Source organism: Maribellus sp. CM-23, assembly GCF_021354595.1.
GTDB lineage: Bacteria > Bacteroidota > Bacteroidia > Bacteroidales > Prolixibacteraceae > Draconibacterium.
Window position 1 is genome coordinate 1644051 of record NZ_JADWYJ010000001.1, and the last position, 14953, is coordinate 1659003.

Sequence of the window (14953 nt, forward strand, 5' to 3'; positions counted from 1 at the left end):
TATAAAAATCTTACTTCTGCATCGCATCGTCAAAAGCTACATCCGAAGGAGCAAAATCAACCTTTTTCACAAAAGCACAGGCTTCTGTTGCACCATGTTCGCGGTTCATTCCACTGTCTTCCCATTCAACGGAAAGCGGCCCGTTGTATCCAATGTCGTTCAGCGCCCTTATAATGTTTTCAAAATTAACTTTTCCTCTTCCCAAACTGCGGAAATTCCAGTACCGCCGGTTATCACCAAATTCCATGTGCCCGCCAAAAACGCCCACACTCATTGGCGTATCACTCCAGTAAGCGTCTTTCATGTGCACATGAAAAATACGATCGGCAAATTCATAAATAAACCGTACATAATCCACATGCTGGTAGCCGAAATGACTTGGATCGAAGTTAAAACCAAAAGCAGGATGATGATTCAGTGCTTTTAGTGCCAGATGCGCCGTCTGAATATCAAAAGCAATCTCAGTGGGATGTGCTTCGAGACAAAATTTCACTCCCAGGCTTTGGTATTCATCCAGAATCGGTTTCCACCGACGGGCAAAATCAGCATAACCTTCTTCAATCATTTCGGGCGGAACCGGAGGAAACGAATACAGCAGGTGCCATATCGGACTTCCGGTAAACCCAACCACTCTGTCAACTCCCAATCTTTTTGCTACTTCGGCTGTTTTTACCATTTCTTCGGCTGCACGTTGTCGAACGCCTTCCGGATCGCCATCGCCCCAAACATGAGCGCTGGCAATGCTTTTATGCCGCTGATCAATGGGATCGCACACACACTGGCCATCCAGGTGACAGGAAATAGCGAACAATTTCAGGTCGTACTTTGCCAGTAGCTCAAGTCGTTGATCGCAATACGCCTGATCAGCTTTTGGGATCTCCATATGATCTCCCCAAGTGCACAACTCAAGTCCGTCGTAGCCAAACTGCTTTGCCTTTTGGCACATGGTTTCAACAGGCAAATCGGCCCACTGTCCGGTAAATATTGTTACAGGTCTCGACATGATATCTTGTTTATCAGGTTGGTATTTAAATTGTCTCGCCGAACTTTACCCACTTCACTTCATCGTTGTAGCCTGCGCTTACCACAGTCTCGATAAACTGCATGCCACGAATACCATCATCCACGCCCGGGAAATCGAGCATTTCAGGTGTAGGTTCTTCGCCATTTGCCTTTGCCCGAACCGTTAAGGCAAAATTCCGGTAGATATTGGCAAAAGCTTCCAGGTAGCCTTCGGGGTGTCCTCCCGGAACGCGGGTGTTATGAGCCGCAACCGCACTGTCGAGGCTTGTTCCCACACGCAAAACCTGCATGGGTTGCCCGAGCCATTTAACGCGTAAAGTATTGGGTTCCATTTGCTCCCAGTCAATGCCGCCTTTGTCTCCATAAACCCGGATACGGATCGCATTTTCCTCGCCTGCCGCAATTTGAGTGGCCATCAGCACGCCTTTTGCTCCGTTGTCGAAACGCAGAAAAGCTGCACCGTCATCATCCAGTAAACGATTGGGAACAAAAACATTCAGCTCGGCACACAATTCGGTCACTTTCAAACCGGTCATATACTCTGCCAAATGATGAACATGTGTTCCGATATCACCCATGCATCCTGCTTTTCCCGAGCGTTTCGGGTCGGTTCGCCACGATGCCTGCGCATTGCCGGTATCTTCAAGTTTTGACGAAAGCCAACCTTGCGGGTATTCAACAAAAATTTTTCTGATTTTTCCGAGCTGACCGTCAGCAATCATTTTCCGGGCATGTTTAACCGCCGGGTAACCCGAGTAGGTATGCGTTAACGCAAAAGTCAAACCCGTTTCATCCAGTTTCTCTTTGAGTTTATAGGCTTCTTCAAGCGTGAAAGTCATGGGTTTATCAAGAACCACGTGAAATCCATGATCCAGCGCCATTACCGCAGGGTCGAAGTGTACAAAGTTCGGGGTTACAATCGTAACAAAATCCATTCTTTCACCTTCGGGCAGCTTCGACTCCTTTTCAAACATTTCCTGGTAAGTCGTGTAAATGCGTTCTTCCGGCAAGAAATAGAGTTTTCCTGAAGATTTTGAAACCTCCGGATTTATACTGAAACAGCCGCAAACCAATTCAATTTGATTGTCCATAAAAGCAGCCAAACGATGAACTGCACCAATAAATGCGTCGGTTCCTCCACCGACCATTCCCATACGAAGTTTTCTATTCATGTGCTATTAGTTTTAGTTGATTCAGAAATCAGTTGTTAAATGTAACAACTCTTTTTTATGGAAGCAATTTTGATTGGGGGCAGTTTACTCCGGCCGGATACTAAATTTCCAACCACAACCCAAGCTCAGAAAACGCCTACTTTTCCTTGAATGCGTTGCGAAGGTCTTCGTCGGGCTTAATGATGTTGTAATTTTCCCAGTATTTTTCGTCAAACTGCCCGAGTTTTTCCACAAAAACATCGTCGCGGGAAAAACGCTCGTCGCCCGAAAAACGCTTTAAATCTGTGGGTTGAATATTGGTGATCAGTAAATCCGATACACTGTGAAATTCGCTGTTTAGCCGATCGCGTTTGCTTCTTATCTTAAATTTTACCGAAGCCTGCGCGCTTGACAAATGCCATTTCCCTTGGTATTGCTGGTAATTTACGCTGTATTGCACATAAGTAGGGCGTGCCTTTACTTTGGGAGGCTTTTTGCGAATCATAAACGAAACGGCCTCGTTCAGGCTACCTTTATTAAACCGGAAACTGGCATGCACAATCGCAAAACTTTCGCGGTGAACATACATTTCCCCAATGTAACCCGGAAAAACATCGGCAGAAGCCGGCGTAAAGGTCAAAACATAAACCGGCTCCTCGTGGTAAAGAATTACCCTTGAAACTTCGTATTTGTAACTGCTTTCAAAGGCTTTGCTGATAAAGCTCTCCATGGTTTTTACCACATCCAGTTGAACAATGGTAAACGGCCCTCCCTGCAGCTTAAAGTTCAACCAGCGAAAAGGCTGAACATCGGGACTTTTACGCCCTTTTATCAGTCGCACCAAATCGCTTCTGAAAGTATTTACATACGGCGATTTCAGGATTTCAAGCACGGCTTCTGAAACATTGATATAAGCGCCATCCTGTTTTACAGTTTCGCGGTAAAAAGCAGTCATCAACCGCGGATGAGCGGTGTAATTCCGTTCCAGGTTATTGCGAATATTCTCCAGTAATTTCTGAGCCGAAATGGCCGTAACCGTTACTTCTTTGATACGGATGGAAATGGGTTTGAGAATAAAAAGATCCTCATCGAGCAGTTTATAGGCCGGAAGCAGAATTTGTGCATAGCCCATACTCGAGATCACCACGGTATCGTTGATATGATCGGGATGAAGTTTCAGCAAAAACTCACCGTCTGAGTTGGAAATTGTACCGATGGGTTGATTAAAAACAGATACCGACGCGTAGGGAACCGGTTTTCCTTTGCGGTCTTCCACCAGCTTCCCACTTAGGAAGAAGTACTTCAACGGAATACTGTCGGTTATGGCTACATTCGTTTCGGGTTCGTCGGGTTTTAGTGAAACAATTACCTGGTTTTCGCGCTCAATCAGGCTGTATTTAGCGGGATCAAACAGCTGATTCAGCACAGTAAAAAGCGACTTGTTCTCAGCTTCCACCGAGCATTTTTTTTCAGAGTTCACAATAGAAGCATCGTACGAAAAATAGACACCGGCCTGCCAACTTATCTGGGCCAGAATGTATTCAAGCGCCTGGTCCTGGATACGAAGCGTCACCCGGCGTTCCAATACAGAACCATCCTGCTGCTGGCCCTTCGAAAGAAAGGCGAGCAACAGGATGGCAATTAATATGACTATTTTTCTATGTGGGTGCATGCATTAAAACATTCTTTTCAGCTCGAACGAAGTTTTAACCTCTTCACCATTACGCAGTACTTTTATGCGTATTTTCCTGTTTTCTTTGCTTTGAAGCAGTAAGTTAATATCATTCAGTTCCATCGACCGGTGGCTGCTACTGTTGATCGATAAAATCTGATCGTCTTTTTGCAGACCAGCGTTAAAGGCAGGCGAATCTTTGGTAATATCCGCGATGGTGAATACGGGCAATCCGGGCATCGGATTGATAACTTCCATTCCACTCATGTTATAATTGAAATCTTCTTTTATCCGCGAAGTTGGACGCAGCGTCAGCCGGCTGTTCCGGTAATCCACAATCACATAAAACCTTCGCAAAATTTCGGCCCCAATGGTTCCGTTACGGTCGTTTGCCGAGATCAGTTGCTCCATCAGCTCCGAATCGGGGAAAGCAACGATCGGGTGCGACATCAAAAGCGGGCCTACCCAAATGGCATCTATCCTTCCTTTGGTTCCGTACAAATCGCCGCTCAGGCCTCTTCCTAAAAAAGTTTCGATGTGGTTCTGCGGCAATTTAATGCGCTCGTCCGATTTTTCGGAAAGCCACAAAGCATCGCTTGCTCCCGTATCTACCAACAGTTTTACCGGCACATCCTTCATCTCGTCGGTAACAATGGTGGTACGCACATACGGTTTGTTCCCATCAAAGTGCAAAGGCATGATAATGTCTTTGTTCCGGTCGCGGTATTTGTAATACTCCGGTTTATAAAGTACCAGCCTTTCATCGGCATAATCGATTTCCACCACATAATCCTTGAAAAGATTAAAGCCAATCAATCCATGAACCGGGATTCCCAACATATGCGAAATCTGGAAATCTTCGTCGATGACCATCTGCACTTCCTGGTTCCGGGCAGTGAGCCCGTCGATGTGCATCGTATTTCCTCCCGAACGGTAAGCGGTCAAACCTTCGCCTTCATCCAACCCTTTTATCTTCACCGGCATCATGTAATTCAGGTTCAGCTTGTTTACAAACGGAAGCTCAGTGATAATCGGGTAACGAACCCCGGTGTCGAGAATAAAATTCAGCGTGTCGGAATCGTTGATGTTCACCGGAATAATGATCAGGTTACTGGCCGACTTAAACTTAATGGTAATGCGTTTGTCGTGCGGATCGTCAAATAAAAAACCGCGGTTGCTGGAAAAAAACTGCTGCGAATTGTTCTCGTAATCAATGCTCTTATCCAGCGGAACATAATCACGCACTACCAGTAGGTTGCCTTCAATTTCAAACAAAAGGTAAAAGTCGTTCATCAACTTATCCAGTACATATTTAATGGGTTTATTTGAAATATTCAGGCTGATTTTTTTATCCGCTACCAGGTTCGAGTTATAGGAATAATCGACGTTCAGGTACTTGCATATCTTTTCTATTACGCTCGAAAGCGGTTCATCCTCGGCAAAAATGGTAATGTTCTGGTCGAGCGCCTGGCTTTTTTCTTCCTGTGCGCTTAGCCGATCGGGCATCATCACCCATGCCACTCCAATTAAAAGGATGAAAATTCGTATTTTATTCAAAATTGTTTTCATTGCTCATTCGTTTTACTGGTCGTTTTTACGGCCCGCAAGCGTGTAATGTTCGTTTTCGCCGGTGAGTTCGAGATTGAATGTGAGCCGTATAACATCCAATACAAAATCAGCGGGTTTCTGGTCAAAATGACCTTCGTACATCAAATCATTTAACCCGGGTTCTGCCAGATCGATCCTGATGTGGTAAGTTTTTTCCAAACAACGGATCACTTCGCTTAATGGAACCTTGTTAAAAATGAGGTCGTGAGTCTTCCACGACAGGAAGTTGGGATCGGCGTTTACCGATTTCTCCAGGATTTTGTTTTGGGTGAAAAAGGTTCCTTTCTCTCCCGGAATCAAAAACACCTCTGTCGCTACGGTCTGTTTTTCAGTGTATTTGCTGATCACCTGCACTTTGCCGGTTTCAACAATTACTTCCACGGTCTCATCTCCCGGATACGCACTCACGCTAAAAGAGGTACCTAAAACTTTTACCTGAGTTTCGCCGGCATTGATCACAAAAGGCATATCGGGATTGGGTTTTACGTCAAAAAATGCTTCGCCCTCGATGCTAACTTCGCGTACATTGTCCCTGAATTTCTTCGGAAACGTAAGTTTCGAATGGCTGTTCAGGGCAACCACCGAGCCATCGGGTAAAACATACTGTTGTAAAACCTGGTTTTCTCCCGAGATTACCTCGCTGTAAACAGCCGGAACCTGGTTTCTGAAACCAATGTAATATCCAACAGTCCCCAGTAAAAGTGCCACCACCAGTATCGCAGCATACTTGTAAAATGTTGCAATACCCTCCTTTCTTTTTTTCTGAAACGATACCACTGTGCCTTTCGTTGGGACAAATTGTGCATGAACGTTTTTCCAGGCAGCGTCTGTATCAAAACGCTTTTCCTGGTAGAATGAGTCGATTTTCGAGAGCATCTTCTTACTCTGCTCCCACTCTGCCCGGTTTTCTTCCGATTGTTCCAGCCAGGCCTCCAACTCCACTTTTTCCCGGTCGCTTGCTTCTCCAACCAGCTGTTTGGTTAACAGCTCACGGGACTGATTCTCGATGTTCTCCATTTTACTCATTACATTTAAATGACAATACACACTAATTTTACCCCTAAGCTATTTTTGATAAAAAGGCACAAAAAAGAAAAGAAAGGTGCTGTATTTTTTCAGTTTATCTCGTAATGTCCTGATTGCCAAACCCATTTGAACTTCCACCGTTTTAATGGAAATATTCATTCGTTCGGCTATTTCGCGGTATTTTAATCCTTCTTCGCGGCTAAGCCGAAATATCTCGCGGCGTTTTTCAGGCAATTCTTCAATGCTTTTTTCAATCGCACGCTCCAGATCCACTTCCGTAAAATGATCCTTAAAATCGTTCGCTTCAGCATCTGCCATCACCTGCTGGGCATGTTTCAGCTTAATCTGCTCGTGCTTGATTACATTGATGGAAAGATTCTTTACCGACCGGAACAGGTAGTTTTTGACCGAAGTTTCAACTATAAATCCTTCCCTTCGCTCCCACAGCTTCACGAAGAAATCCTGAACAACTTCTTCAGCCGTTTCATCGTCTCCCAGTATTTTGGTGGCAAAAAGGCACAAAGGCCGGTAGTATCGACGGAATATCTTTTCAAAAGCGGCCTCGTTTCCCCGCCTGATTTCATCCACTAGTTTTTTCTCTTCGTTCAGGTTCATTTGCTACGGTTCAATCACTTGAAGCTAAGTTAGAAAAAAGAATTTCCCTGCAAAAGAATTTAGCTTATGTTAAAATGCCTGATTTTGAGAACCGGAATAAGCTGTTATTTTTGCCGGTCAAACTCAGCAAAATAATATGGAAAAAAAAGAAACCTGGAAGTTTCCACGGGCATTTTGGGTAGCCAACACTGTCGAATTATTTGAACGGGCTGCCTACTATGGCTTGTTCATAGCTATCACTTTATATTTATCACGTATCATCGGCTTTAACGACATTGAAGCCGGAGCAATTGCAGGTACCTTCTCTGCATTATTGTATTTTCTGCCGACTTTTGCAGGCGCTTATGCCGATAAAATAGGATTCCGCAAGTCGTTGATGTTGGCTTTTGGGCTGCTTACACTCGGATATGCCGGAATGGGTGCCCTTCCCAGCTTGTTTGAATCAGCCGGCCTGGCAGAATATGGCGACACCACCGTTTTTAAAGGATTGGAAACATCGTCCTACCGCTATGCAGTAGTACCGGCCATGGTACTTATTATTCTGGGAGGATCTTTTATTAAGTCGGTAATTACCGGAACAGTTGCCAAAGAAACCACGAAAGAAAACCGCGCCAGAGGATACAGTATATTCTATGCAATGGTCAATATTGGAGCCTTCTCCGGAAAAACCATAGTTAAACCCTTGCGCGAAGCCTGGGGTAATGAAGGATTAATTTGGATTGGTTACTTCTCGGCCGCCATGACTTTGATCGGACTCCTGGTCGTTTTCTTCCTCTTTACCAGTAAAAAGCATGAGGGAGAAGGAAAATCAATCGCTGAACTTTGGAAGGGCTTCTTACGCGTTCTCACAAATGCGAGATTAATTTTCCTCATCCTGATCATCACCGGCTTCTGGATGGTACAACATCAGATGTATGCGACGATGCCCAAATACGTTCTTCGACTTGCCGGAGAAGGCGCGTCCCCGGAATGGTATGCCAACATTAACCCGCTGGTTGTATTTACCACGGTTGGACTGATTACCCACTTTATGCGCAAGCGATCAGCCTTATTCAGCATGACAGTGGGTATGTTCATCATGCCTGTATCAGCGCTCTTTATGGCATCCGGAAACCTGTTCCCGAACGAAATTATGGGAATGCATCCGGTAGCATTTATGATGGTTATTGGGATCGCTTTTCAAGGGTTTGCCGAGACCTTTATTTCTCCGCGCTTTCTTGAATACTTTTCATTACAGGCTCCCAAAGGAGAGGAAGGACTTTACCTCGGATTTAGTCACCTGCATTCATTTCTCTCTTCCATTTTAGGCTTTTTAATGTCGGGGGTACTGCTCGACCGGTATTGTCCCGATCCGCGACTGTTTGGTTCGCACGAAGAATGGGCTGTAGCTGCCCAAAATGCCCATTACATCTGGTATTACTTTGTAGGTATTGCCATGATTTCGGCTGTTGCACTGATTGTTTACGGGCAAGTGGTAAAAAGAATTGACCAGGCAAAACAAATTGCGCATTAATATTTTGGTAATTCGAACGAAATAGTTAGTTTTGCGCACCAATTTCCGTTAAAGGAAAAGCCCGGGTGGCGGAATAGGTAGACGCGCTGGATTCAAAATCCAGTTCTGGCAACGGAGTGCGGGTTCGATTCCCGCCTCGGGTACAAACAAAGAAGAGCTTGATTTTTATCAGGCTCTTTTTTTATCATATATCAGGCTGGTATCTTAAATAATCCTTTTCCTTTTCGCTAATTCTATTGCCTCTACCTTAGAGTGAACCTGTAATTTTTTGTAAATGTTTTCGATGTGCCGGCGCACTGTAGATGGCGATATAAACAGATTATCGGCGATTGAAGTATAGGGGAGCCCGACAGCCAATTGTTCCAATACCTCCACCTCCCGACCGGTAAGTTTCACATTTTCTTCGGTGTCATTTGTTTTCAAGGATAAGGGTCTGCGCAACAGATTCAGGGTTTTAAGTGCAATCGAAGGGGTCATGGCAGCACCACCTTCCAGCGTTTGTAGAATCGCATTATAAAGTTCGGAGGATGAAGTCTCCTTCAACAGATAACCATCCGCACCTGACTGGATCGCTTTAAATATATTTTCATCATCGTCGAAAACCGTTAGCATAATAATCTTGATCTGCGGGTATTTTTGTTTGATCAGGGCCGTGGCCTCAATGCCATTTATTTGGGGCATTTCAATATCCATAAGAATAAGTTTTACCCGCGCATCAACTTCCAGTTTATCCATGCACTGAACCCCATCATTGGCTGTAAACGCAATCGAAATGTCATTAAAAAACGAAAGTTTTTCTTTTACACTCTTTATCAAGAAGTTATTGTCGTCAATAATAGCTATTCGCGTGTTCAAGAGTTACTTTTTTAAATTGACATTGAATGAGACAATTGTATTATTTCCGAGGTCAGAAATTAATGTTAGTTCACGCCCTAATTCCAGGGCCCGTTTACGCATATTCAAAAGTCCGTTGCCGGGTTCTACTTCATTTTCAACAAAGCCTTTTCCATCGTCTTTTATTAAAAAATGAATGGTGCTTTTTTGTTTGCTGATTTGGATGAGTATATGGCTGGCATCGGCATATTTTAATGCATTGTTGGTAGCCTCCTGGATGATCCGGAAGATGTTTAACCCCTGCAAGGAAGTGAATTGCACCTCTGCTGAAATCTCTTCGTCAGTAACAACCGAGATTTCAATATCATGGTAGGACTGTTTGGCTTTTCCAATAAAGTTGGCAATCTTGGATTGCAGGTCGTTAATGCTAACACCCGGTTTATTCATCGCCCAAATGGTATCACGCAACTCCTGAATGGTTTCGTTGGCAAAGGTTCCGATATTATCCAACCGACTTGTCAATAGGTCGTTTTTATCCAACATGAAATACTTGATGGTATCGATGGCGGAAACAATAAATGACAGTTGCGCCCCGATATTGTCGTGCAAGTCGCGCGATATAGCCAGCCTTTGTTCTTGCAACCTATTTTGACTATCAATTTTTTCCAGCGCCAGTCTAAGTTCACTGTCCTTTTGTTGTCGAATGTTTTTCAGCATTTGTTGTTTATACAAAAGAAAACCTATCAGGCCAATAATTATTACCAAGGATGAAAGACCAAAAATCCAAAGATTCCTGCTTTTCAAACTCAGCTCGTGTTCCGCAATTTTTGTCCGCTGTACAAGTATCTGTTTTTCTTTTTCAGCAGTTTCGTACCTGGCCGTAATTTCTTCAACATCTTTCAGCTTTTGCGCGTTGTACAAACTGTCGTTCAACACATTAAATGCCTTCAGATTTTGATACGCTCTTTTAAAATTTCCCAGCATCTCATAATTCTTCATTATTTGCTGGTAGTTGTAGGTTTGAATGTCGAGGAAATCTATTTCTTTTGCTAAAGCATTGCTTTGTTCATAATATTCAATGGATTTCTGAGGCTGATTGACTTGCTTGTAAAGCTCACCCAACGCAGTATAATTCAGCATTATTGCAAATTTTTCGCCAACCTGCTCACGGATTTTCAGTGCCTGTGTCAAATAGTCCTCTGCTTTTTTATAATCATGAATAAGAAACTGATTGTAGCCCAGAAACTCCAGGGCGTAACCGATACCGACAGAATCCTTCCGCGCTTGCTGGATGTGCAAGGATTTCTCGAAGCGTTCGTTGGCGGTTTTGTAATCTCCCGCATCGCGAAAAACCACACCACTTTCGTTATTAATGCGCGCTATCCCCTCGAGGTTGTTCTCTGCGTCATAAAGTTTTAATGCTTTGTCATAATACTCCAGGGCTCTTTGGGGTTGCGCCAGTTTGCGGTATAACCTTGCCATATCGTCATAAAGCAAGCCCAATTTTTCGCTGTTTTGGGTAGGCTCAAGCTCTTCTAATGCCTTAAAATAATAGACCGAAGCACTGTCTATATTTCCCTTTTTGCCATAAGCACCTCCAATGGTTCGCAAAAAGTCGCCTTTGTTTACCCTGTCGTTCTGCTGATCGGCTAAGTTGTAGCCCAAACGAGCCAGTTGAAGCGCTTCATCGAATTGAGTCATATAAATTTCCTTTATATTTTTCTGAAGCACTTCGACCTTTAAATTATAGTTATCCTGCTTTTGTACATACTGTATTATACTATCAGCAGAAAGATCTGTTTGCGAGAATGAATTAAATGCAAATAGGACGAAGAAAATAGCCAACAGCCTTTTTCTAAAATTCATTTTGTTCACGGTTATCCCCTGGTTGTCCAGATGTTGAGGTTGTAAAAGTAAAATTGTGTTACTTTCTTATCGGCTTAATTAACGATTAGTATAATAACTATGTTCAACTTTTAGCAAGTTTAATGTAGAATGAAACATCTTTTTAAAGTCTTTCGTGAACATCTCTGTTTTCAGGCCGGCTAAATCATGCCCGGTTGCAGAGTCGGGGAATTGCTGTTCAAGCTCTAGCAAGCGTTTATTGATTATGGCATGGAGTTGTTTTTCTGCTTCAAGATTCTCTTTTACATTTTCCTCGTTGTCAGCAAGTTTACTTACCTTAGTTTGCAAATCTTCCCCAAATGTTTTCAGATTGCGTTGCAAGTTAAAATACTTCTGCACCTGCCATACCAGCAGGCAAAGCAAACCGAAAACTAGGGCAAACAATAAAGCTAAAGCAGTCATACCAACTTTTTTTGTTCCATTAATCGAAATAGGAAATTGTAAGTTTTAAAAGCAGAAAAGGGAGGATAATGATCACCGAGCCCCAAAGATTGGTGGGCGTAAAAAAATCGGGGAAATTTCGAACCACAAAAAACATAAGCACCGCCCCCAAAATGATGGAAATGTGTAACACAATCATATTGGGAGTAAAACTACCGAAGTTTACCTTTAACGGTTGTTTGGCTTTGTGCAGATAAATACGCTCTACTGCTACTAAAATCAGATTGATGTTGAAAAATGCATTCTGAAAAAACAGGATGTCCATATTTATCATTATAAGTACTGTGTTTTTCCAGTTGGCTAAAAAACCAAACAAAACAACGATGAAGATAAAATAGATCCCCATTTGTATAACTGATTCAAAAGCCCTGGCCTTTTTATCACTTACAAGAATTGCATTGGGATTACGGCTGAAACATATTTTATCTAAAATGATACGCAGGAGTTCATTCCACCAGAAAAAATAAATCAGGTAAAACACCGTGGTCTGGCCATTTAAAAGAGATAGTATCGTCAGTAGCGTAAAACTGAGAAAATCCCATTTTCGGTAGTGGACCAAAGCATGGTGAAAAAAGCCGTTTGTTTTATTCAAGTTCGTCATGGATAAAATTCCCCGGTAAAGTTCTGCCTGATGTGGGCACTCCCGGCAATAGCGTTATAAATGCAACAATCTTATTTTTCTGAATGGCGTCGCTAAAAAACAGCCGCAAATGCACAGCAATGGTTGCTGCACACTTGGGCTGTACTGGTTTTGAGGATGAACATTCGTCTTGTTTTGTGTAGCTCTGCATGCTGACCAATGATTGCCACCATTGCTGGCTTACCACAAAAGAGAATGCTTAATGCGAATGTGCTTTTAGCAGCATCAGGCTCGCCTTCAGTTTAACTTTGTGCGGCAAAGGGTGTTCCCGTTTTTGCCAATCATGTAGAGGTTGTTAGCCGAGTCAAACTCAAAATCATCTATTCTTCGGCCGTTGGGGTCATCTCCACGCACGCCTTCATACTTCAGACCAATGACGTTTACCAGGGGGTCGGAGTTCGCCTCCCAGGTATAGGTCGTCCAGGCCCCATTTTTAAATTTCTGAATTTCATTTCCCGAGCCCGCGATAAGACAGTTTTCCCGGTCGAGGGCTTGCGGACGATAAATCAGGTCGGAAGGTTGCCAGCTCAAGCCGCTATTATCGGAATACAAAATTTCGGAGGATTTTACTCCGGTCCAGCCTTCGCTAATGGCATAGAGCATGTCGCCCTGTTGTGCCGAAATGAAAGAATACTCGGTTTCCTTTCTTTCCCATGTTGCTCCTCCATCTTCAGAAACCACAATTAATTTATTGTCGGCCAGAAAAGCGGAGTTGTTTGCTGTACGCATAATGTGCGGTATAATCAGATTTCCGTTGGGCATTACAAACATTCGGTTAATCATCGGAGCAATAAAGGCTCCTTCGTACCATCCGGCAGCTACATTGGTGTAGGCGCCCACATAATATTCGGTGATGCTTGCGCCAAAATCAGTTGACACACCAAAGTAGCTCTTGTAATCCTTTAGAGCATAAGTATATAATTTATTGTTTTTTAATTCCAAAGGACGTGCTGTCATCCTTTCCCGTGTACCTGTTTTCATGTTTACCCGATACGCTTCTGCCATTTGTGTGTAGTAGAAAAGCCATTGTGCATCGTCTGATATTTCAAACTGAACAACCGTCTCTCCGGGTTCAAACTCGTGAAAAACTTCCCATTCAATGGTTTTTGTCTGTAAAGCTTTTTCCGCCGGGTTCAATTCGTCATCGCTGCATGAACTCATCAAAAAAAACATCCCCAAAAGTGCCGCCATCCATTTCATTTCATTGTAATGTTTTAGGGTGTTGTTTACTATTTAAAAAACTTGTCTTTGAACTCACCAACGTGGTGTTTCAGAAATGCATGAAGTGCTTGCTCCACGCCTTTTTCATATTTACCGGCATCGGCTTTGATTAAGGCGGTGTTTTCTACCGAAATATCTTCAGTTCGGTACATTTTTCCGAATGCAGTTTCCGTGCCGATATAGTCGTTTTTGGTTTTGGCATAAGATTCAACTTTCTCCTGGGCCACTACTCCGGTAATTGCCAAATCTTTTTTAAGTACACCGGTATAAGTTCCGAGCGGTGAACCTCCGATCTTGTTTCTTCCGGCAACAAAATCGATGGCAGTCCGAGCAGTTGTCGTTACTTCTTTTTTCTCCGATGCAGTGATACCAAGTTTGTCGGTGAAACTATTTTTTCCACTTGCCATTCTGCTGGTTAAAGCATCATAAGCACTCAGGCGCAGATTGGTATTGGCCGTAAGTTTTGCCCCGTTGCCCTGGTAGGGTTTCTTAACATCCAAAAACAACACGTACATGTCGGCATTTACAATGGTCGCATCGTTCAGATCGCGCGAAAGTTTCGGGTAGCTTCCTACTTCATCAAGCCGGTCGGCCAGCCCAATAACACTAAACATACCTGCACGTTTAATTTTACCCGAGTTGTTAAAACCTTTCACAAAAAATGTGGTGTTCGATGGGTACACCGTAATCACTCCCGGAGCTTCCGACAGGCTCATTTCCATATTATCTATCCGTTCGTAATTTTCGTAATAGGGAGCATTTGCCGCGGCATCGGGATTCAGCACATTAAATCCGTTGGCTTCCAGTTCGGCCACAAACCCTTTGTAAGCTTCATCGGTAATTTGTTGCAATGTTAAGGCTGGAATATCGAGGCCAACAGCCAATGAGGCTTTCGTATCGCCCGACAGCATTTTGTTTGCAAAGCCACCTTTGGTTGAAGTAGAACGAAGGTTATACAGCTGAAAATTGACTGCAAAACTGGCAATGTACACATCTTTCGAAGGAAATTCTCTGGGCCCGTATGCGCCTCTGTCTTCTTTAGGTATAAAATCTCCTAAAGTTTGAGCTTTAACAGCAGTTGATAAACCGAATAATAAGGTAATTGCAATGATAAATCTTGTTCTCATAACTTTCTTACTTTTTAATGTTATGCAATTTTAGCCATAAGAGGTACCTTAAAAAATAGGGCAGATGCCCCATTTTACCCGTCAGCAAAATGAGAAGCAAAATCGAAATACCACAAAACAAGTATGCAGGCGTATGATATTTACGTCAAACGAGGTGGAACAAACGGAGGTGGTATT

Annotated in this window: 13 protein-coding genes and 1 tRNA gene; 2 read left to right on the forward strand and 12 right to left on the reverse strand. The window is 43.4% G+C overall.

The features are described from left to right. Positions 1-10: 10 nt before the first annotated feature. The 6 genes from INQ51_RS06500 to INQ51_RS06525 form a co-directional block, all read right to left on the reverse strand. Positions 11-1003, reverse strand: coding sequence for a sugar phosphate isomerase/epimerase family protein (locus INQ51_RS06500; RefSeq protein ID WP_233377068.1), 993 nt, complete (start codon positions 1001-1003; stop codon positions 11-13). A 25-nt stretch (positions 1004-1028) separates the two neighbouring features. Further along, a complete protein-coding gene (locus INQ51_RS06505; RefSeq protein WP_233377069.1) occupies positions 1029-2195 on the reverse strand; it encodes a Gfo/Idh/MocA family protein in 1167 nt (388 codons plus the stop codon). Positions 2196-2331: 136 nt separating this feature from the next. Further along, on the reverse strand, positions 2332-3846 hold the full coding sequence (locus INQ51_RS06510; RefSeq protein ID WP_233377070.1) for an STN and carboxypeptidase regulatory-like domain-containing protein: 1515 nt from the start codon (positions 3844-3846) through the stop codon (positions 2332-2334). A 3-nt stretch (positions 3847-3849) separates the two neighbouring features. Continuing rightward, positions 3850-5415 carry an aspartyl protease family protein gene (locus tag INQ51_RS06515; RefSeq protein WP_233377071.1) on the reverse strand — a complete coding sequence of 522 codons (1566 nt, stop codon included), beginning with the start codon at positions 5413-5415 and terminating at the stop codon, positions 3850-3852. Positions 5416-5427: 12 nt separating this feature from the next. After that, positions 5428-6471, reverse strand: a complete 1044-nt coding sequence (locus tag INQ51_RS06520; protein ID WP_233377072.1) for a FecR domain-containing protein — start codon at positions 6469-6471, stop codon at positions 5428-5430. Positions 6472-6519: 48 nt separating this feature from the next. Continuing rightward, positions 6520-7095 (reverse strand): RNA polymerase sigma-70 factor, encoded by a 576-nt coding sequence (locus tag INQ51_RS06525; protein ID WP_233377073.1) that lies wholly within the window; start codon positions 7093-7095, stop codon positions 6520-6522. A gap of 136 nt (positions 7096-7231) precedes the next feature. Here INQ51_RS06525 and INQ51_RS06530 point away from each other — a divergent pair, with 136 nt between their 5' ends. Together INQ51_RS06530 and INQ51_RS06535 are read left to right on the forward strand one after the other, a co-directional pair. Next, on the forward strand, positions 7232-8608 hold the full coding sequence (locus INQ51_RS06530; protein WP_233377074.1) for an MFS transporter: 1377 nt from the start codon (positions 7232-7234) through the stop codon (positions 8606-8608). A gap of 59 nt (positions 8609-8667) precedes the next feature. Next, a tRNA-Leu gene (locus INQ51_RS06535) sits at positions 8668-8751 on the forward strand. A gap of 61 nt (positions 8752-8812) precedes the next feature. Here INQ51_RS06535 and INQ51_RS06540 read toward each other — a convergent pair. From INQ51_RS06540 to INQ51_RS06565, 6 genes are all read right to left on the reverse strand, one after another. Further along, positions 8813-9463: a response regulator gene (locus INQ51_RS06540; protein WP_233377075.1), complete on the reverse strand. Its 651-nt coding sequence runs from the start codon at positions 9461-9463 to the stop codon at positions 8813-8815. Positions 9464-9466: 3 nt separating this feature from the next. Then, a complete protein-coding gene (locus INQ51_RS06545) occupies positions 9467-11143 on the reverse strand; it encodes a tetratricopeptide repeat-containing sensor histidine kinase (protein ID WP_233377076.1) in 1677 nt (558 codons plus the stop codon). Between the two features lie 243 nt (positions 11144-11386). Continuing rightward, entirely contained in the window at positions 11387-11749 is a 363-nt protein-coding gene (locus INQ51_RS06550; RefSeq protein ID WP_233377077.1) for a hypothetical protein, read from the reverse strand. A gap of 19 nt (positions 11750-11768) precedes the next feature. After that, entirely contained in the window at positions 11769-12380 is a 612-nt protein-coding gene (locus INQ51_RS06555; RefSeq protein WP_233377078.1) for a hypothetical protein, read from the reverse strand. Between the two features lie 285 nt (positions 12381-12665). Next, positions 12666-13628, reverse strand: a complete 963-nt coding sequence (locus INQ51_RS06560) for a sialidase family protein (protein WP_233377079.1) — start codon at positions 13626-13628, stop codon at positions 12666-12668. A 29-nt stretch (positions 13629-13657) separates the two neighbouring features. Continuing rightward, the gene (locus INQ51_RS06565) at positions 13658-14776 is read right to left on the reverse strand and encodes a hypothetical protein (RefSeq protein ID WP_233377080.1); all 1119 of its coding nucleotides are present in this window, start codon (positions 14774-14776) and stop codon (positions 13658-13660) included. Positions 14777-14953: the final 177 nt, after the last annotated feature.